Source organism: Actinoallomurus bryophytorum (assembly GCF_006716425.1).
Classification (GTDB): domain Bacteria; phylum Actinomycetota; class Actinomycetes; order Streptosporangiales; family Streptosporangiaceae; genus Actinoallomurus; species Actinoallomurus bryophytorum.
Window position 1 is genome coordinate 6,851,398 of record NZ_VFOZ01000001.1, and the last position, 19,093, is coordinate 6,870,490.

The window sequence follows — 19,093 nt, forward strand, 5'->3', positions numbered from 1 at the left end:
ATTAATCCGGTAATCGCGGTACGCCAGGAGAACCACGATCGCGGAGGCGTGTTTCGCCGGTTGTATTCGTGTGCTAATGCAGCGCCTTTCGTCGCTTGCCATCCCTCGCGCGAGCTATCGGAAACGTCCTCCCCAAGGTGAAGCGTGGTACCCGCCGTACTCCATAGCTTTCGGTGTCACAGCCGGTGCGCCGGCCAGGCCGCAGATCCGTTCGCGGCCGTTACTTGCGTGGAAGGCGTAACTATGAGGATGACCCACAGTTTTCTGCCCATTAACTCCCATACAAGACGAAACGTCGCGACGGCGGTGACCGCCGGAATCGCGGCGTTGGTGGGCATGACGACGTCGTGTTCGGCCGACTCGACTGCCGGCAAGCCGGTCGCTCAGGTATCACGTCCGGCCTCGCCCGTCGCGAACACGAACGGGATCGCGTGGGGCGCCTGTCCTGCGCTCGCGAAGGGAGCGACGCGGGACCCGCGCGAACAATGCGGGACGGTGAAGGTGCCGCTGGACCATCGACATCCGGACGGCAGGAGCATCTCGGTCGCAGTGTCCCGGATCGCCACGGCAAAGCCCGGCAAGCGGCGGGGGGTGCTGCTGTTGAACCCGGGCGGACCGGCGCTGGAGGGCCTGGACATGCCCGGGCAGATGGCACCCACGTTGCCGGCATCGGTCCTCGACCAGTACGACCTGATCGGGTTCGACCCCCGCGGTGTCGGGCACAGCGCGCCGATCAGCTGCCACCTGTCCGACCCCAGCCTGTCGGACCTGTTCCCCTACCCCGCCGCCGATGGCTCGATCACGGCCAACGTCACCCTGGCACGCACGACCGCGCAGCAGTGCGCCTCGGCGGTCGGTGCCGACCTGGAGTTCTTCACCACCGCGAACACCGCACGTGACCTGGACCTGATCCGCCAGGCCCTGGGGGAGAAGAAGGTCTCCTACTGGGGCCAGTCCTACGGCACCTATCTCGGCGCGGTCTATCGCGGGTTGTTCCCCGAACACACCGACCGGATGGTCCTGGAAGGCAACGTCGACCCGAACAAGGTCTGGGCGCGGCAGTCCGCCACCTGGAACACGGGCATGGCCGCCCGGTTCCCCGACGCCGCTCGCCTCGCTGCGAGCCACCACGACACCATCGGACTCGGTACCGACGTCGCGAAGGTCACCAAGGCTTACGTGGCTCTGGCCGACCGTCTCGATCGCACGCCCGCCCCGGCGCCGGGCACGAAGCTGTCCCTGAACGGGGTGATGTTCCGTCAGGTCACCTATGGGCTGTTGCTGCACAACGAGACGCTTCCCACTCTGATCCAGTTCTGGAAGGCCGCGGCCGACCTGGCCGCGGGCAAGCCGTCGAGCGAGGACTCGGCCGTGCTGGGGCAGGTGTTCGCGGACGGCCCGCCCGAGCCCGGCGTGCCCGCGGACAACCAGGCCAGCATGTTCCTGGCCCTCACCTGCGGAGACGTCGCATGGTCGCATGACGTGGCCAAGTACGCCGCCGCCACCGCCGCCGACCGTAAGGCGTGGCCACTGACCGCCGGCATGCCGGGGAACATCTGGCCGTGCGCGTTCTGGCACGCCCCGCTCGAGGCGCCGGTGAAGGTCACGTCCCAAGGCGCCCGCGACGTCCTGCTCCTGCAGAACCGCCGCGACAACGCCACCCCGTGGGAGACCGGCCGCGGCCTGCGCCGGACGCTGGGCTCCCGCGCCGGCTTCGTCGGCGTCGACAACGGCGGCCACTACGTCTACCACGCGGGCTCGACGTGCGCCGACACCACCACCGTCGCGTTTCTCACGGACGGGAAGCTCCCGGCCAAAGACCTCCACTGCACCGCCGAACCGCAGCACTGAGGGCCGCGGATGGGGACCCCGAGGTTCCGGGGTCCCCATCGCCCGTCGCCTCATGACCGCTCATCGGGCGGAGCAGGTGGTTCGCCCCGCGCGGTGACCGTGTGGGCATCCGCACGGAAGCGGGCCGGGTTGGTCGAGGTCACGGCGCGGAACGCGCGGCCGAAGGAGGAGACGGAACGGTAGCCGACCGCGTCGGCGACCGCGCTGACGGAACGATGGCCGGAGGCGAGCAGGTCCGCCGCGATCATCATCCGCAGCCGGGTCACGAACTGGCCGGCGGTCATTCCCGTCGCCTGGGTGAAGTGACGGATGAACGTGGTCCGCGACATGGCGGCGCGGGCGGCGAACGAGGTGATGCCCCAGTCCCGTCCCGGCTCGCGCAGCACGGCGTCGATCACGCAGAGGACGGCGGCGTCGTCGGCGCCGGTCCACGGCACGTCTCCGGACGCTCGCTGCTCCGGCGAACCGCGGAGCACCATGGCCAGCAGCGCGTCGCACAGCGAGGAGACGACGGCCGCGGCGCCAGGACCGCCGGCGTTCGCCTCGCGGCGGATCAGCGCGCTCAGCGCCCGGATGGGTTCGTGTCCGCCCGCGCCCAGTGAGACGTGGAGGGCCTCGGGCAGCATCCGGAACAGCAGGTCGCCGGCGCCCGGAGTGATGCGGTAGTACCCGCACAGCAGGTCGACCTCGGGTTCCGCGCCACGGGAGCGCCGGATCGGAAACGCCGCCCCCGGTTCCTCGACGATCTCGATCGGCCCGTCGCCGCGATCGGCGGATATCCGGTGCGCCACCCCTCGGGGGAAGACCAGCACGTCCCCGGCCCGCAGGTGGATCGTCCGGCCGGCGAACTCGGCCGCGCACCGGCCCGCGAGCAGGATGTGGAACGGCACCTCGCCGGACCGGCTGACGGGATTGTCCAGGACGAACCGTTGGTGAAGACCGTGGCTTCGACCGCCCACCGATGGGGCTTCACCCACCTGGGCCGGTTCGCGGCGGAGTACCAGACCGCCTACGACGAACTCCCGAGCACAACCCTCCGCGCCGTGCGCTAGATCCCATCGGCTCAGTCGGTCCGCTTCGGGATCAGCACGTACGTGGCCAGCGCGGACGCCATCGATGCGATGGCTGCCACCGCGAACGCGGCGGGCAGTGACTGGGTGACGATCAGTCCGCCGATGGCCGACCCGATGGGCAGTCCGGCCATGTTCAGGCTGAACGACACCGCGAGGATGCGCCCCAGCCAACCGGGGTCGGCACGGCGCTGCCGCAGGGTGAGCACTCCGACGTCGATCGGGCCTTCGAGGAGGCCGACCAGCGCGAGACCCACCCCCAGGCCGGCGAGACCGTACACCGTGCTCACCGGGAAGATCACCACACCGGTGGCCAGCGCGCTCACGGCGATCACGGTGCGCTCGCGGCCCAGGGTTCGTATGTGGCCCGCGGCCATGGCGCCGGCCACGCCGGCCAGCCCGGCGACCGCCCACAGCAGGCCGGTCAGCGAGCCGGCGGACGCGCCGCCGGCCGGATGCCTGACGACGCTGACGGGAACGGCGACGACGAGCACTCCCCAGCTCATCTGGTAGAGCGAGTAGGCGACGGCCAGGCCCCGCAGCGTACGGTGGCGGACCAGGTACCCGAGCCCGACCGCCGCCTCGCGCAACAGCGCTCGGGGCGGGCCGGGCCGGGCCGGCGCCGCGGTCGAGCTGAGGCTCCCCATCGCGATGAGGCTCAGCGCACCGACCCCGTACAGCGCGGCGATGACCACCATGGTCGAGTCCGCTCCGGTGAAGGCGAACAGCGGTCCGACGAGGAACGGCCCGAGCACGTTGACCAGTGCGTAGCTACCGGTGTCGAGCGCGTTGGCCTGGTCGAGGGCGTTCTCAGGAACCAGCCGCGGGATGAGGGCGCGGATGCCGGCCGCGCTCAACGGGCTGGTGAGGGAGTACGCGGCCGCCAGGATCAGCAACAGCGGTGCACTGCTCACTCCGGTCCGGCTCGTGATGACCAACGCGACGAGCAGCACCGCGCTCGCCGCCAGGTCGATCGTGATCGCCACCGCCTCACCGGTACGGTCGAGCAGCGCTCCCGCGATGGGGCTGATGACGAAGCCAGGGGCGATCGAGGCGAAGGCCACCCAACCGGCCAGTGCCACGGAGCCGAAGTGTGTAAGGACGTACAGGACGATCGCGAGCCCGAACATCCGCCCGGCCAGCCGCGAGAGGCAGGCCGACAGCAGCAGGCCCGGTACACGCGGGACGCCGATGACCTCCCGGTACGTGAGACGGGCCTCCGTCAATGACGCGGCGTCTTTCAACCCGCCTCATCCGTCAGTGCGGCGAGAGCGTCGCGCAGGAGCGCGAGTTGCCCGGCCACGTGGGGCAGACGCGTCGGATCCGCGGCCCGCAGAGAGTCCCACTGCTCGTCCGCGGTGCGTCCATAGAGTTGGCTGGTCGCGGCGCGAAAGCGCAGGCTGCCCGGCTCGTCTCCGAAGTGGTGCCCCCCCAGAACGGCGATTCCCCAGCGATCGAGAAGGCAGGACTGGAGCGACGACGCGTTGACGATGCCCTTGGCCGCGAGGATCGCGCGAGCCGGTTCGAGGTCCGGATAGACATAGAAACCGCCCTGGGGCGGGTTGCACCGAGCCCCCGCCGCGATGACCACACGGTGTACGGCGACGGCCACCGCTCCGTGCAGGCGGGCGCTGGATTCCAGGTGGTCGACGATTTCCGGTGGCTCGTCCAGCGCATAGGCCGCGACCTCCTGCATGGGCGCGGCGACCGTCGACCACACCTCACTGCCGATCGCGAGCACCTTCGCGCGAAGACGGTGTCCCCACTCGCCCGCCGGAAACCGTGCGAGCCCGATGCGCCAGCCGCCGAGCGCGAGGTTCTTACTCAACCCGGTCACGACGATCGTCCGATCGGGAAGCACCTCGGCCGCGCTGAGATACGGGAGCGCCGGGTCGTGCCTGATGTCCCGGTAGATCTCGTCGGAGAGGACGACCAGGCCCTCGGCCTCCGCCACCTGGCAGACGCGGCGCACCGTCTCGGGTGCGGCCATCGTGCCGGTCGGGTTGTCCGGCACGGTCAGGATGACGATCCTGGGGTCATGGCCCCTCCGGCGAGCCTCGAGGATGTTCTCACGGAGGACCAGGGGGTCGGGAACGCCGCCGCATTCGGCCGGCACGGGCACGCGTGTCACCCGGCGTCCGGCCAACAGCGTCTGCGCCGCATAGCTGACCCAGCACGGCCGCGGCAGGACCACGTCACCGGGCAGCGCGGCGATCAGCGCGAACAGTGCGGCCTTGCTTCCGGGCGCGAGCGCGATCTGGTCCGGTGCGGTGGGCAACCGGCGGCGGGTGAAGTATCCGGCGGCCGCTCGCAGGACGGTCTCCCCGCCGGCGACGGGCCCGTAGGAATGGGCCGGTGCCGCGTCGGCCAGCCGTTCGATCAGGGCCGGGTGCACCGGAAGCCGTGACTCCCCGAGCCCGAGGTGCACCACGCGTTCCCCGGCGGCGATCCGGTGGGACAGGTGCTGGTCGAGCGCGAGGTTGGGCGACACCCCCTGAGGCAGGACCATCCCGGGGGCCCGCCGGTACGCAGGGCCGTCTCGCCATGGTGGCATGCAGGTATCGGTGATCGACATGAGTTTCTTGTCCTAGGTGTCAGCGGCCGAGGTGCCGAGCGAGAACACTTCCGATTTCCCGTAGTGGGCCGGGGTCCGTCATCGACGCATGACGAGCGTTGACGTCGTGCCGGATGACCTCTCCGGTGATGTACGGTCGCGTCGCCGCGACCCGCCGCTCCTGTTCCCCGTCGAGCTTTGCGACGAAGAGCAGAGCGTCGCCCTGGAAGGGGCGGGGAACATGGTCGAACGCCCTACGCGACAGGTTGATGTACGTGTCGAGAATCGCCTGAGCGGTGGGTCTGTCGAAATGCGTCAGCGAGCCGCCGGTGGCCGCCAGAATCGCGTCGCGGTCGAGCTCCGTACCGGCGATGCCGAACTGGTCGGCGAACTGGGCGAGGATCTCCTCCTCGCTCCTCGCTCTTTCCGGCCGGTACCCGGGATAGGCGTCGAGGAGCCCGAGCAGAGAGACGTGCTCGCCGAGATCCTGAAGTTCGGCCGCGATCTCGTGGACGAGCAGGCCACCGATCGACCAGCCGAGCAGGGCGTACGGACCGGTCGGCTGGATCGCGCGGATCTGCTCCAGGTGCTCTGCCGCCAGTCGCCTCACCGAGAGGGCCGGTCGTCCGGGGCATGTCACGCTGGGAGCCTGGAGCCCGATGATGGGCTGGTCGGCGCCGAGGTGCTGGATGAGCCCCGCGTAGCTCCAGCTGAGGCCGCCGGCCGGATGCACGCAGAAGAGCGGCGGCCGGATGCCGCGTGACCGCAGCGGGAGGACGACGCTAAGTGCGTCCTTCGGTCCGGTGCCTTCGAGGTTGCGGGCGAGGCCGGCGATGGTGGGGGTTTCGAAGAGCGCGCGGATCGGGAGTTCGACGCCGAGTGTGGTGCGGATCCGGCTGATGAGGCGCGTGGCCAGGAGTGAGTGGCCGCCGAGGTCGAAGAAGTCGTCGTCGATGCCGATGCGGTCGAGGTGGAGTGTCTCGGCGAAGAGATGGGCGAGGGTTTCCTCGTGCGGGGTGCGTGAGTGCCGGTCGGTGGTGACGAATTCGGGTGCGGGGAGGGCCTCGCGGTCGATTTTTCCGTTGGGGGTCAGCGGAAAGGCGTCGAGGACGACGATGGCGGCGGGCGTCATGTAGTCGGGGAGTATCTGGGCGAGGTTCTGCCGTAGCCGGGCCGGGTCGGTGGTCTCGTCGGTGACGACGTAGGCGGTGAGTCGCTGGTCGCCGGGGTGGTCCTCGCGGACGGCGATCGCGGCCTGGGCGACACCGGGTTGAGCGGTGAGCGCGGTCTGGATCTCGCCGAGTTCGATGCGGTAGCCGCGGACCTTGACCTGGTGGTCGGTGCGTCCGATGAACTCCAGGTTCCCGCCGGCGTTCCAGCGGGCGAGGTCGCCGGTGCGGTACATGCGTTCGCCGCTCCCGCCGTAGGGGCAGGCGAGGAATCGTTCGGCGGTCAGCGCGGGGCGGTCGAGGTAGCCGCGGGCGAGTCCGGCGCCGGCGATGTAGAGCTCACCGGACACACCGGGCGGCACGGGCCGCAGGCGATCGTCCAGCACGTACACACGCGTGTTGTCCAGCGGCCGCCCGATGGGGAGCGCACTTCGCAGGTCGTCGCGATGACGTACGTAGAAGCGCGTGGCGAACGCCGTGATCTCCGTGGGCCCGTACACGTCGACGACCACTGTCCCCGGACACGCGTCCATCACCCGGCGGACGGTGGGCGGTGGCACGACGTCGCCGCCGATCCACGCCTCCCGTACGCCGGCGAGACATTCGGGACGCTCCGCCATGAGCATGAACAGCCCGGCGGTCAGCCACAGGGCGGTCACCTGGTGCCGCCGGACCACGCGCGCCAGCGTCGCCGGCTCCAGGTCACCCGGAGGTGCCACGACGACCTGACCGCCCGACAGCAGGGGAACCCACAGCTCATAGGTCGAGGCGTCGAAGTTGGGCGGGGAATGCAGCAGGATCCGCTCGTGGGCTCCGTTGCGCCAGCACCGGTCGGCGGCCAGCGCGACCACGTCGGCATGCGTCGCCGCGACCCCCTTCGGCGCACCCGTCGACCCCGAGGTGAACACCACGTAGGCGAGCTGGTCGCCATGGACCGGGACGCGAGGGTCGGCGCCGGACTCCGCGCGTTCGTCGTCGACCACGACCACGTCGGCGCGATCGGACGGTACGCGCGCGATCGTGGCCCGGTCGGTCACCAGCAACCGCGCGTCGGTCTGCTCGATGACCAGCCGCATTCGGGCTTCCGGATACCGCAGATCGACCGGGAGGTAGGCGGCGCCGGTCTTCGTGACGGCGAGTACGGCGATGACGAGCCGGACCGAACGCGGGAGTGCGAGGGCGACGATTTTTTCGGGCCCCGCGCCGCGTTCGATGAGGTGGTGGGCGAGCCGGTTGGCGTGGGCGTTGAGCTCGGCATACGTCAGAGTGGTGTCGTCGGAGACGACGGCGGGGGCGTCCGGCGTACGGGCGACCTGGGCTTCGAACAGTTCCGGGAGAGCGGTGTCCGCGACGGGCCGGGTGGTGTCGTTCCACTCGTGAAGGAGCCGGTGGCGTTCGGACGGGGTCAGGATGTCGAGGTCGCCGATCGGTACGTCGGAGTCGGAGGCGATCTGTTCCAGTATTCGCTCCAGCCGCTGGGCCATGGCCTCGACGGTGTGGCGGTCGAACAGGTCGGTGGCGTATTCGAAGGCGCCGCTGATCCCGGACGGAGTGCCGTCAGGACCGGGTCCTTCGGCGAGATTGAGGAACAGGTCGAACTTCGCGATGCCCATGTCGACCCGCTGCTCGGTGATGCTGAGACCGGGCAGCTCGAAGTGCGCGGTCGCGTTGTTGTCGAGGGCGAACATCACCTGGAACAGCGGGTTGTAGGCGGTCGACCGGGCCGGGCTGATCGCTTCGATGAGCTGTTCGAGGGGGAGGTCCTGGTTCTGGTACGCGCGGAGGGTGGTCTCACGGGTCTGCCGGATGAGCTGAGCGAAGGTGGGGTTCCCGGCGGTGCCGGTGCGCAGGACCAGCGTGTTGACGAAGAACCCGATGAGGGGATCAAGAGCGTCGTCGGTGCGTCCGGCGATGGGAACGCCGACGGGGATGTCGGTTCCCGCGCCCAGGCGGGTGAGCAGTGTGGCGTAGGCGGCGTGCAGGACCATGAACAGAGTGGCGTTGTTGCGCTGCGCCAGCCTGAGGAGCCGGTCGTGCAGGTGGGCTGAGATGTCGAAGGGGACGGTGGCGCCGCGGTGGGTCGCGACGGAAGGGCGCGGGTGGTCGGTGGGCAGCTGGAGCTGGTCGGGGATTTCGTGGAAGGCGGTCGTCCAGTAACCGAGTTGTTCGCTGAGGACGCTGTCCGGGTCGGTTCGGCTGCCGAGGAGCTCGCGCTGCCAGAGGGCGTAGTCGGCATACTGGACCGGGAGCGGGGTCCACTGGGGCGGCCGGCCCGTACGGCGTGCCTGGTAGGCGGTGGCGAGGTCATGGGTGAGCGGGGTCATCGACCAGCCGTCGGCGGCGATGTGGTGGAGCACGAGCAGCAGGACGTGCCGTGGCTCGTGGCCGGCGGCGAGCGTCAGCAGGTGAGCACGCAGCGGCGGCTCGCGGGTCAGGTCGAAGCCCGGTGCGGCGGCCTCGGTCAGCGCCTCGGGCAGCCCGGCCTCGGTGACGTGAACGCCGTGCAGCCGAGGGCGGGCCGCCTGCGGGGGGAGGACGACCTGGCGCGGGGCGCCGCCCGTTTCGGGGAACACGGTGCGCAGGGTCTCGTGCCGTCCGGTCACGTCGGCCAGTGCCGCGGCGAGCGCGCCGGTATCGAGTTCGCCGCTGAGTCGTAGCGCGACCGGCATGTTGTACGTGGCGCTCGGCCCCTCGAGCCGATTGAGGAACCAAAGCCGCTGTTGCGAAGAGGACAGCGGAATGACGTCCGGCCGGCTGCCGGCGGTCAGGACGGGACGGGCATTGCCGGCGTACGCGAGGTCGCGGGCGAGGCCGGCGACGGTGGGGGTCTCGAACAGCGCGCGTATCGGGACTTCGATACCGAGTGTGGTGCGGATCCGGCTGATGAGGCGCGTGGCCAGGAGTGAATGACCACCCAGGTCGAAGAAGCCGTCGTCGATGCCGACGCGGTCCAGGTGGAGTGTCTCGGCGAACAGGCGGGCGAGGATCTCTTCGTGCGGAGTACGTGAGGAGCGGTCCGTGGTGGCGTAACCGGGTGCGGGAAGCGCCGCGCGGTCGAGCTTTCCGTTCGGAGTGAGCGGAAGGGCGTCCAGGACAACGATGGCGGCGGGGGTCATGTGGTCCGGGAGCGTCCGGGCGAGGGTTCGGCGCAGCCGGGCCGGATCGGTGGTCTCGTCGGTGACGACGTAACCGATGAGTTGCCGGTCGCCGGGGTGGTCTTCGCGGACGGTGACCGCGGCTTGGGTGATGCCGCGCTGGGCGGTGAGCGCGGCTTGGATCTCGCGGAGCTCGACGCGGTAGCCCCGGATCTTGACCTGGTCGTCCGTGCGTCCGATGAATTCCAGGTTCCCGCCGGCGTTCCAGCGGGCGACGTCGCCGGTACGGTACATGCGCTCACCGGGGCCCTCGTACGGGCAGGCGAGGAACCGCTCGGCGGTGACCGCGGGGCGGCCGAGGTATCCGCGCGCGAGTCCGGCGCCGGCGACGTAGAGCTCACCGGCCACGCCGGGCGGCACGAGCCGCAGACGATCGTCCAGCACGTACACATGCGTGTCCCGGATGGGTCGGCCGATCGGCACGCGGGGACCGTCGCTGGGAGTGCACTTCCACGAAGTGACGTCCACCACCGTCTCGGTCAGGCCGTACAGGTGGTGGAGGTCGGCATCCGAGACGGCGCGGAACCGTTCCGCGAGCCCGCCCGGCAGGGTCTCGCCGCCGCACAGGACGCGACGGAGGCTGGTGCATCCGGCGATCTCGGGCGTCCGGACGAAGGCGTCCAGCATGGACGGGACGAAGTGGGCCGTCGTCACGTGCTCCCGCCGGATGAGGGACGTCAGGTAGGCGGGGTCCCGGTGTCCTCCGGGTTCGGCGACCACCAGAACCGCGCCGGCCACCAGCGGCCAGAACACCTCCCAGACCGCCACGTCCACACTGACGGAGGCCTTGTGCAGGACGCGATCGCTGGACCGAAGCGCGTACTCGCCCTGCATCCACGACAGCCGGCTCACGATCGCGTCGTGCGGCACCATGACGCCCTTGGGCCGCCCGGTCGAGCCGGAGGTGTACACGACGTACGCCGGGTGCTGAGGTGACAACGGCCGGCCACGCTGGGCGACATTCGTCGGCGGGCAGGCGTCCAGCGCCCGGACGACGTCGGGGTCGTCGAGGAGCAGGCACGGCGTCTCCGCGGGCCCGCCGGCGGCGTCCTTCATGCTGAGGAGCAGCGTGCAGGTGCCGCGGAGCATCTGTTCGATGCGGTGGGGCGGGTACTGGAGGTCGACGGGGAGGTACGCGGCGCCGGTCTTCGCGACGGCGAGTACGGCGGTGACGAGCTCGACCGAACGCGGGAGCGCGAGGGCGACGATCTTTTCGGGCCCCGCGCCGAGTCCGATGAGATGGTGCGCGAGCCGGTTGGCGCGGGCGTTGAGCTCGGCGTAGGTCAGGGTGGTGTCACCGAAGACGACGGCGGGGGCGTCCGGCGCGGCGCCGACCTGCCGCTCGAACAACCCGGGCAGCGTGCCGTCGGCCCGGAGACGGACGGCATCGCCGCTGTCATCGCGTTCCCCCGGGACGGCGCGCCGGTTTCCTCCGGCGGTCACGCCCCGCGCTCCATGGCCTCACGCAGGCTCTGCGGGCGCATGTCGATCCAGTGCTGATCAATGTAGTCCAGGCATACCTTGCGGGTGGCGCCATCGACCACCACCGACCAGCCGGCCGGAACTTTTATCGAAGCCGGCCAGAGCGAGTATTGGCGTTCGTCGTTGACAAGTACGCGATAGGTACTGCTCTCGTCCTCGAACGGATTCACCCTTTACCTGCCTTCGCTGGAGTGCCAGGCCCGTCCTTGATGACCGGCGCCTCACCCAGTAGGCGTTCCACGGCGTTCCATCAGATCGGCGCTCGTGACAGGGCGGGGGTTTCCCGGCGGAACCTTTCTCCGCGTCGACGACGTCTTACCTGGCATGTTCGCGATATTGACCGGGCTCGGCCTGTCCGCATCGGCCGGTCTGAACGCCTATATCCCCATCATGGTGGTCGGCCTGCTCGCCCGCTTCACCGACGTGATCGCGCTGCCGCACCAGTTCGCGTGGATGACCAACGGATGGGCGCTCGCGGTCGTGGCGGTCCTGCTCGCCGCGGAGGTCGTTCTCGACAAGGTGGCCGTCGTCGACCATGTCAACGACGCGATACAGACATTCGTACGACCTACGGCCGGTGGTGCCGTCTTCGCCGCGTCGGACGCCGCCGCGCGGATCGACCACTCCGGATGGATGACCGGTCATCCCTGGGTGGGCTGGGTCCTGGGCGTCGTCGTCGCGCTGTGCGTGCACGTCACCAAGGCGGGGGTGCGTCCCATCGTCAACGTCGGCACGGTCGGCATCGGGACACCCTTCGTGAGCGCGGCGGAGGACACGATGTCACTGACGATGAGCCTTGTCGCGCTCCTGGTCCCCGCGCTCGTCATCCTGTTCCTGATCGTCTTCGTCCTGATCGGATGGCGGTTGATACGAATGATCCGCAGGCGGCGTAGACGGCAGAACGCCGGCTGATCGGAACCGGCATGGGTCATGGCGACTTTCAGGGCTGGACCTCGCGGCGCCTTCCGGGGGGCATCCGCGAGGTCCAGGCTCAGGGGCGTGCGGTGGTCAGTTCGTCCGCCACTGGGAGTACACGGCGTACCTGGGCTGGTTGAGCGTTCCGTCGCTGTTCAGCGCACCGAGTCCCTGGGTGTCCCAGACGTAGTACGTGGTGCCGATGCCCTGCGAGGTGCCGGTGAACGTCGGGCCGCCGTTCGCCCCTTCCTTGCCGTTGACGTAGGAGGTGAGCGTGTTCGCCCAGGCCGTGTCGTCGCTGCTGCTCATCGGCGCGCCCGCCTCGCCGATCCACACCGGCGCGATGTTCTGGGTCACCAGGTATCCCCACACCGCGTTGTACCGCTGGACCGCCTCGGGGCCGCTGTCCGGATCGATGTGGGCGACCGAGTACGGATACTCGTGTACCGAGTAGATGACACGTGCGCGCCCGGCGTTGGCGCCGGACAGGACGACCGGATGGGCGGCGACCGCGGTGAGGTCGCCTTCGGGTGCCTTCACGCCGGCGGCACCGGCGAACGAGCCGCCGTAGTTCTGCGGGCCCTCGCAGATGACCAGTACGCCCGGGTCGATGGACTCGACGGCGTTGCCGACGGTGGTGTACATCGCGTGGATGTCGGTGACGCCGCCGTCGCCCCAGGTGCTCTCACCGGGGTACGCGAGCGGCTCGTTGTCGAGGTCGAAGCCGATGACCGTGGAGTTGCCCTTGTACCGGGTGGCGATCTGCTGCCAGTCGGCGAGGAACGACGCCTGGGTGACGGTGCCCGGCGTGCCGCAGCCGTCCGTCCCGTTGGTGCCCGGCCCGCTGTCGTACCACAGCCCGTTTCCCTGCTGGGCCAGGCAGTTGCCGTTGCCGGCGGCCCCCTCGTCGTTGTGGTGGTTCAGGATGACCTTGAGGAGATTCTGTTTGGCCGCGGCGACCACCGCGTCGAGGCCGGCCAGGTAGTTGGCGGCGTTGCCGTCGTGCAGGCTGGCATCGCTCCAGGCGAGCGTCACCGTGTTGAACCCGGCGTTACGGATGGCCCTGAGGTTGGCGTTCAGTCCGGCGAGCGGGCTGTCCTGGTTGACGATCGTGTTCTGGTCGAGGCGGGAGTTGCCGTGCAGGGCCACGGCCGCGATCCGTACCCGCTTGCCCGTCGAGTCGACGATCTGGCTTCCGCTGGTGCTCAGGTAGCCGGACGGCAGTAGCCCGGCGGTGGCATCCGGCTGCGCCGGAGCCGATCGGGCCTGGGCGGACGCGTCGACCCCGGTCGCCGCGAGCAGTACCGCGAACGCGATCACCGCCCCCCTTGCTCTGCTTCTCCTCATGTTCCGTTCCTCCTTCTCGGCGATGGCCGGCTTTCCTGGTCCATCCGGTTTCATGCCTGAGCCGAGGGTGGCGACCAGGGCCGTCCGGACCGCCGGGCGACATCACGGATGGTCGGGTCGGCCTGTGCCAATGCCTCTCTTGGACTGGTCCAACAGTCCGGCCATAAGAATTCGGTGGACCAGTCCAACGTTGTTTCCGGGAAGTTAACGCCGGACGGGTCGATCGTCAATGGATCCGGAAGAGAAAAGTTGGTCCGGCCTGCTCCAGTCGTGGTGCGGCGGCCCCTTGACCAGGTCCGTTCCCCTTCCCCGCCTCGCAGTCGATTCGTCGGCGGCTGAGGCACGCGCGGCCGGGTGTCCGTGCTGGGCGGGCGGCGCCGCGACCACCACGACGGCACGCGGCGGGCCGGGCAGCCGAGAAGAGGGCGAGGTCCCCAGGGGCCGTCACGAGGCGGCCGCGCCGCCCCGCCTCGTGCGGGCGCCCCGCAGCGCAGGCGGGCCGAATCGACTTTTATCTGCCGGATCCATTGACGATCGACCCGTCCGGCGTTAACTTCCCGGAAACAGCGTTGGACTGGTCCACTGGATTTTTATGACCCAGTTGTTGGACCAGTCCAAGAGAGGGGCTGGTATGGCCAACCTGACCATCCGTGACATCGCCCGGTTGTCCGGGTTGTCGAAGTCGACGGTTTCGCTGGTCCTCAACAACAGCCCCAAGGTGGACCCGAAGACGCGCCGCCGGGTGCTCGCCGTGATGCGCGAGCACAATTACGTGCCGAGTTTCGCCGCCACGGCGCTCGCCAAAGGCAACACCGGCCTGATCGGCATGATCGTGCCCGGCCTGACCTGGCGCTTCATGGCGAACATCAACTACGGCGTGGCCAAGGTCATCGAGGACACCAAGTACGAGATCGTCCTGTTCACCAGCACCAACGAGCGCGACTACAGCGGTGCCATCGACCGGGTCATCAGCTCCGGCGTGTGCGCCGGGTTGATCGTGGTGGCCCACGACCAGCAGGTGCTGGACCGCCTGGTCGAGCTGAACCGCGGCGGCATGCCCACGGTCCTGGTCGACACCCTCGGCGCGATAAGCGACCTGCCCGCCGTCGGCGCCGACAACTACACCGGCGGTCTGCTGGTCGGCCGCCATCTGCTCGGCCTCGGCCACCGCCGGATCGCCAGCATCCTCGGGCCCACCGACCATCCATACGTCCAGGAGCGGCGGCGCGGCCTGCGAGACGCCATGCACGAGGCCGGTCTGGAGCCCGGCCCAGGGCTCGAGGCCGAGACGGACTTCGAGGAGGCGCTGATCCGCAGCCGCACCCGAGAGCTGATGCGGCTATCCCCGGATCGCCGCCCGACCGCGCTGTTCGCCTACCACGACTCGGCGGCCTTCACCGTGCTGAACGAGCTCGCGGAGGCCGGCGTGCGAGTGCCGGAGGACGTCTCGGTGGTCGGGTTCAACGACATCGACGCCGCCGCCCATGTGCGCCCGGCGCTCACCACGGTCCAGCAGCCGTTCGCCGACATGGGCCGGCGAGCCGCGGACATCCTCCTCACCGCCCTCGACAGCACCGAGTCCGACGAGATATCCCAGCGCATCGTCCTCCCCACCAAGTTGATCGTCCGGGACAGCACCGGCCCCGCCACGGCAGACCGTTAACGCACCCCCCGCACCGCCTCACCCTCGGTGGAGCCGCAGCACGGCACAGCGGAGCACCATGCCCGCCTATACCCCGAAAGGGGAGTTCATGAGGCATTCCCGAAGTTCCAGAAAAGGCCCCCGCAGAACCCGGGCGACAAGGCCGCTCGCTCTTCTCACCGCGCTGTTCACCGCCGCCGCCTGCCTGCAGGCGGTACCCGCCGGCGCCACCGCCGGCCCGGCCGAGGTCATGGGCCCGGACCCGCTGGCCGGCTTCACCGAGACCAAGGGCGCCCCGGCCCCGCAGTACCAGGTCGTTCCCGTCTCCGGCTCGTCCGACTTCACCAGCGCGCTGCAGGTCACCACCGCGTCGGCCCCGAAGAGCGCGGGTCTCGACGGCGAGTACGAGATCACGCTGGGCGCGAAGACCGCCGCCGCCGTCAAGGTCAACGACGCCGCGGTGGCGACCTTCTGGGCCCGATCGATCACCCCGCCCGCCGGCTCCGACGCGGGCTACGCCACCTTCGCGTTCGAGCGTGACGGGGGTTCGTTCAAGAAGTCCGCGACCGCGGCGCTGCGTTTCACCTCCACCTGGCAGAAGTTCACGTTCCCCTTCCGGATCGCGGAGGACTACGCGGCCGGCGAGGCGCACCTCAACCTGTGGCTGGGCTACGGCGCGCAGACCCTGCAGATCGCCGGCGTGTCCGTCGCCGACTGGGGCCAGGGCGACCCGGCGGGCTTCCCCACGGTCACGTACGAGGGCCGCGAGGCGAACGCCGCCTGGCGTACGGCCGCGGACCAGCGCATCGACGAGTACCGCAAGGGCGACCTCACGGTCCACGTGGTCGATTCGAGCGGCGATCCGGTGCCCGGCGCCTCGGTCAAGGCGGACCTGCAGAAGCACGCCTTCGGGTTCGGCACCGCCGTGGACGCCGCGACGATGATGAAGAACACGGCCGACGGCCAGAAGTACCGCCAGGCCGTCACCAACGGAGACTTCAACCAGGTCACCTTCGGCAACAACCTCAAGTGGACGCACTGGGAGAACACCACCGAGCGCGACACCGTCACCCTGCCCACCCTGAAGTGGGTACGCGAGCAGGGCCTGGCCATGCGCGGCCACAACCTCATCTGGCCGTCCTGGGGCAGTCTGCCGGCCGACCTGCAGGGTCTGCAGAACGACAAGCCCGCGTTGCGGGCCCGTATCGATGCTCACATCACGGACGAGGCCGGCGCGCTGACCGGCGCCGTCGACAACTGGGACGTCGTCAACGAGCCGTACTCCGAGCACAACCTCCAGGACATCCTCGGCCCTGACGAGATCAACCGCTGGTACGTGCTGGCCGGGCAGGCCGACCCCAAGGCCCGCATGGTCCTCAACGACTACGGCCTGGTCGAGAACAACGGCTGGTCCAAGCGCCACCAGGACTACATCTACAACCTGGCCAAGCGGATCAAGGACGGCGGCTACCCGATCGAGGGGCTCGGCCTGGAGAGCCACTTCTCCGCCCTGCAGCCGACGCCGCCCGAGGAGGTCTACACGCTGCTGAACCGGTACGCCTCCCTCGGGCTGCCGCTGGAGGCCACCGAGTTCGACATCACCACCGCCGACCGGCAACTGCAGGCGGACTACACCCGCGACTTCCTGACCATTCTCTTCAGCCACCCGGACGTCACCGCGATCAGCACCTTCGGGATCTGGGAGAACAACATCTGGAACCCGCTCGCCGCCCTCTACAACGCCGACTGGTCCCTCAAGCCCAACGGCCAGGTCTGGCACGACCTGGTGACCAAGACGTGGTGGACCAACGCCTCCGGTGCCACCGACACCTCGGGCGACTACCGCACCCGCGGCTTCCTCGGCGACTACCTGGTCACAGTGACGGCAGGCGGCGCGACGGAGAGGGCGCACGTCCGCATGCCGTCGAACGGTGGCAAGACGATCACCGTGGTCGCCGACGGCAAGGACTCCGACGACAAGGAGCTGCTGGCCAACGCCGACGCCGAGCTGGGCGCGGTCAACTGGTACGGCTTCAGCCCCAGCACCGTGAAGCCCGACACCAGGACGGTCCACTCCGGCTCCGTCGCGGTCCGCTCCACCGGCCGTACCGCGGAGTGGCAGGGACCGGCCGAGGGCGTGCAGGTCGCCTCAGGCCAGAGCTACACCTCCAGCGCCTGGGTGCGCCTCGCCTCGGGCGCCGGCACCACCGCACAGATCAAACTCAAGCTGGCGTACACCGACGGCACCGCCGAATCGGTCCCGCTCGCCTCCGCCGCCGTGTCGACGAGCGGCTGGACCCGGCTGTCGACCTCCTCCGCCGTGCCGCTGGACTTCCACGGCAAGACCCTCGCCAAGGCCGAGTGGTGGGCCAGCACCGCCGCCGGCACCGGCGATCTCCTCCTCGACGACGCATCGCTCACGAACGGAGCCTAAGGTCCCATGTCCCCACTAAACAGACGCCACTTTCTCGCCGCCGCTTCCGCCGCCGTAGGCGGCACCGCCATCACCACACTGGCCGGTTGCTCGTCCTCCGACCCGGTGCCCGCGGGCACCAAGACGATCAACCACTGGGACTGGTACGTCGCCCAGGAGCCGTGGCTGAAGCACGAGATCGAGCTCTTCCAGAAGAAGAACCCGACGATAAAGATCAAGCGTACGGTCCAGGTCAGCGACAAGTACCCGGACCTGATCAACCTGGCCTTCCGCGGCGGCAACGCGCCGGACATGCTGATGATCCCGCCGGACCCGAAGTTCGACGAACAGGTCAACATGGGCTGGCTGCGCGCCCTGGACAGCCACGCCACCCCGCAGTGGCGCGGCCACTTCCCCGCGGGGAACTTCTTCAACGGCGTGAACATGGCCCAGAACAAGGTCTACAGCGCCCCCTTCGCCGGCCAGGCCCCCTGGCTGCAGCTGTACATCCACAACAAGCTGTTCAAGCAGGCGGGGATCACCAACCCGGACGGCTCCGTGAAGATCCCCCGGACCTGGGACGACGTCACCGCCGCGGCGGAGGCCATCACCCAGAAGAGCCGCGGCAAGGCGTACGGCCTCGGCTTCGGCAACGCGCAGAGCGCCTCGCTGCCGTGGTGGGTGGAGCTGTTCGTACGCGGCGCCGGCTCGCCCGCCGGCTACGGCTCGGACGGCCCCGACTACCGGGTCGGCAAGTGGACGTTCGGCTCCGACCGCAACTACGCCGACTTCATCGGGCTGCTCCTGGACTGGAAGAAGAGGGGCTACATCTACCCGCACTCGATGTCCATCGGCGACGAGCAGGCCCGCGCGTTCTTCGAACGCGGCAGGTTCGGCATGATCGTCGGCGGCGTGTGGAACCAGCCGACGTGGGCGGAGCACCACTTCACCGACTACAGCGTGACCACACTGCCGTCGCCGACCGGAGTGCCGCAGGCGTTCTTCTACTACCCGCCGGGCGGCCGGGTGTGGGCGATCTCCCAGCCTTCGACGGTCTCCGACGAGGCATGGGCGTGGTTCGACTGGCTGCACAGCCCGGCGGCCGGACAGCGTTGGGTGGAAGCCGGACAGGGCCTGTCGATCTTCCCGGAGGCGAACAAGAACGCCAGGATCAGTTCCGCGCCCTTCCAGGCGTACGTCAGCTTCCAGAAGTACGCGCTGCCGTGGCCCGTCCCCGCGATCCGCAATCCCGAGGCGTCCAAGGTGGTCATCCCGGCCGTCAAGCCGGACCTGCCCGACGTGCTCGCCGGCCTGTACACGGGGCAGCTCTCGGACCTGGGCGCCGCCCTCACGGCTCTGGAGGACCGCCGTAACAAGGCCCTCGCCGACGGTGTGAAGAAGGCCCAGGCCAAGGGCGCCAAGGTCAGCCTGGCCGACTGGGTGTTCCAGGACTGGGATCCCACCAAGCCGTACCAGAACAAGCCGGCGTAGGAGC

11 protein-coding genes are annotated in these 19,093 nt (G+C 69.6%); 5 read left to right on the forward strand and 6 right to left on the reverse strand.

The genetic code is table 11. From position 1 onward, the window contains the following. The first annotated feature begins 495 nt into the window (after positions 1 to 495). Positions 496 to 1,851: an alpha/beta hydrolase gene (locus FB559_RS31895; RefSeq protein WP_221640271.1), complete on the forward strand. Its 1,356-nt coding sequence runs from the start codon at positions 496 to 498 to the stop codon at positions 1,849 to 1,851. Positions 1,852 to 1,901: 50 nt separating this feature from the next. Here the strand turns inward: FB559_RS31895 and FB559_RS31900 are convergent, their stop codons facing one another. From FB559_RS31900 to FB559_RS31920, 5 genes are all read right to left on the reverse strand, one after another. After that, on the reverse strand, positions 1,902 to 2,810 hold the full coding sequence (locus FB559_RS31900; protein ID WP_185792493.1) for an AraC family transcriptional regulator: 909 nt from the start codon (positions 2,808 to 2,810) through the stop codon (positions 1,902 to 1,904). Positions 2,811 to 2,914: 104 nt separating this feature from the next. Next, positions 2,915 to 4,147, reverse strand: coding sequence for an MFS transporter (locus FB559_RS31905; RefSeq protein ID WP_185792494.1), 1,233 nt, complete (start codon positions 4,145 to 4,147; stop codon positions 2,915 to 2,917). Positions 4,148 to 4,161: 14 nt separating this feature from the next. Next, the gene (locus FB559_RS31910; protein WP_246122253.1) at positions 4,162 to 5,496 is read right to left on the reverse strand and encodes a pyridoxal phosphate-dependent aminotransferase; all 1,335 of its coding nucleotides are present in this window, start codon (positions 5,494 to 5,496) and stop codon (positions 4,162 to 4,164) included. 19 nt (positions 5,497 to 5,515) lie between these two features. Beyond that, entirely contained in the window at positions 5,516 to 11,242 is a 5,727-nt protein-coding gene (locus FB559_RS31915) for an amino acid adenylation domain-containing protein (RefSeq protein ID WP_141960548.1), read from the reverse strand. Beyond that, positions 11,239 to 11,451 (reverse strand): MbtH family protein, encoded by a 213-nt coding sequence (locus FB559_RS31920; protein WP_141960550.1) that lies wholly within the window; start codon positions 11,449 to 11,451, stop codon positions 11,239 to 11,241. Before FB559_RS31920 ends, FB559_RS31915 begins: the two co-directional genes overlap by 4 nt. A gap of 154 nt (positions 11,452 to 11,605) precedes the next feature. On the opposite strand from FB559_RS31920, the gene FB559_RS31925 reads away from it, so the two are divergent. Continuing rightward, a complete protein-coding gene (locus FB559_RS31925) occupies positions 11,606 to 12,193 on the forward strand; it encodes a DUF4126 domain-containing protein (RefSeq protein WP_141960552.1) in 588 nt (195 codons plus the stop codon). A gap of 96 nt (positions 12,194 to 12,289) precedes the next feature. Here FB559_RS31925 and FB559_RS31930 read toward each other — a convergent pair whose 3' ends face one another. Next, entirely contained in the window at positions 12,290 to 13,543 is a 1,254-nt protein-coding gene (locus tag FB559_RS31930) for a glycoside hydrolase family 5 protein (protein ID WP_185792495.1), read from the reverse strand. A gap of 631 nt (positions 13,544 to 14,174) precedes the next feature. Between FB559_RS31930 and FB559_RS31935 the strand changes: the two genes are divergently transcribed. The 3 genes from FB559_RS31935 to FB559_RS31945 all read left to right on the forward strand — a co-directional run bounded on the left by FB559_RS31935 (position 14,175) and on the right by FB559_RS31945 (position 19,089). Continuing rightward, positions 14,175 to 15,206 carry a LacI family DNA-binding transcriptional regulator gene (locus FB559_RS31935; protein WP_185792496.1) on the forward strand — a complete coding sequence of 344 codons (1,032 nt, stop codon included), beginning with the start codon at positions 14,175 to 14,177 and terminating at the stop codon, positions 15,204 to 15,206. Positions 15,207 to 15,294: 88 nt separating this feature from the next. Next, positions 15,295 to 17,619, forward strand: a complete 2,325-nt coding sequence (locus tag FB559_RS31940; RefSeq protein WP_185792497.1) for an endo-1,4-beta-xylanase — start codon at positions 15,295 to 15,297, stop codon at positions 17,617 to 17,619. A 6-nt stretch (positions 17,620 to 17,625) separates the two neighbouring features. Then, positions 17,626 to 19,089, forward strand: a complete 1,464-nt coding sequence (locus tag FB559_RS31945; RefSeq protein WP_141960560.1) for an ABC transporter substrate-binding protein — start codon at positions 17,626 to 17,628, stop codon at positions 19,087 to 19,089. Positions 19,090 to 19,093 lie beyond the last annotated feature (4 nt).

Bases quoted from the DNA above. Each gene is read 5' to 3' on its own strand.
- FB559_RS31910 (WP_246122253.1), bottom strand. From the start codon at position 5,496: ATGTCGATCACCGATACCTGCATGCCACCATGGCGAGACGGCCCTGCG.
- FB559_RS31945 (WP_141960560.1), top strand. From the start codon at position 17,626: ATGTCCCCACTAAACAGACGCCACTTTCTCGCCGCCGCTTCCGCCGCC.
- FB559_RS31925 (WP_141960552.1), top strand. From the start codon at position 11,606: ATGTTCGCGATATTGACCGGGCTCGGCCTGTCCGCATCGGCCGGTCTG.
- FB559_RS31930 (WP_185792495.1), bottom strand. From the start codon at position 13,543: ATGAGGAGAAGCAGAGCAAGGGGGGCGGTGATCGCGTTCGCGGTACTG.
- FB559_RS31940 (WP_185792497.1), top strand. From the start codon at position 15,295: ATGAGGCATTCCCGAAGTTCCAGAAAAGGCCCCCGCAGAACCCGGGCG.
- FB559_RS31935 (WP_185792496.1), top strand. From the start codon at position 14,175: ATGGCCAACCTGACCATCCGTGACATCGCCCGGTTGTCCGGGTTGTCG.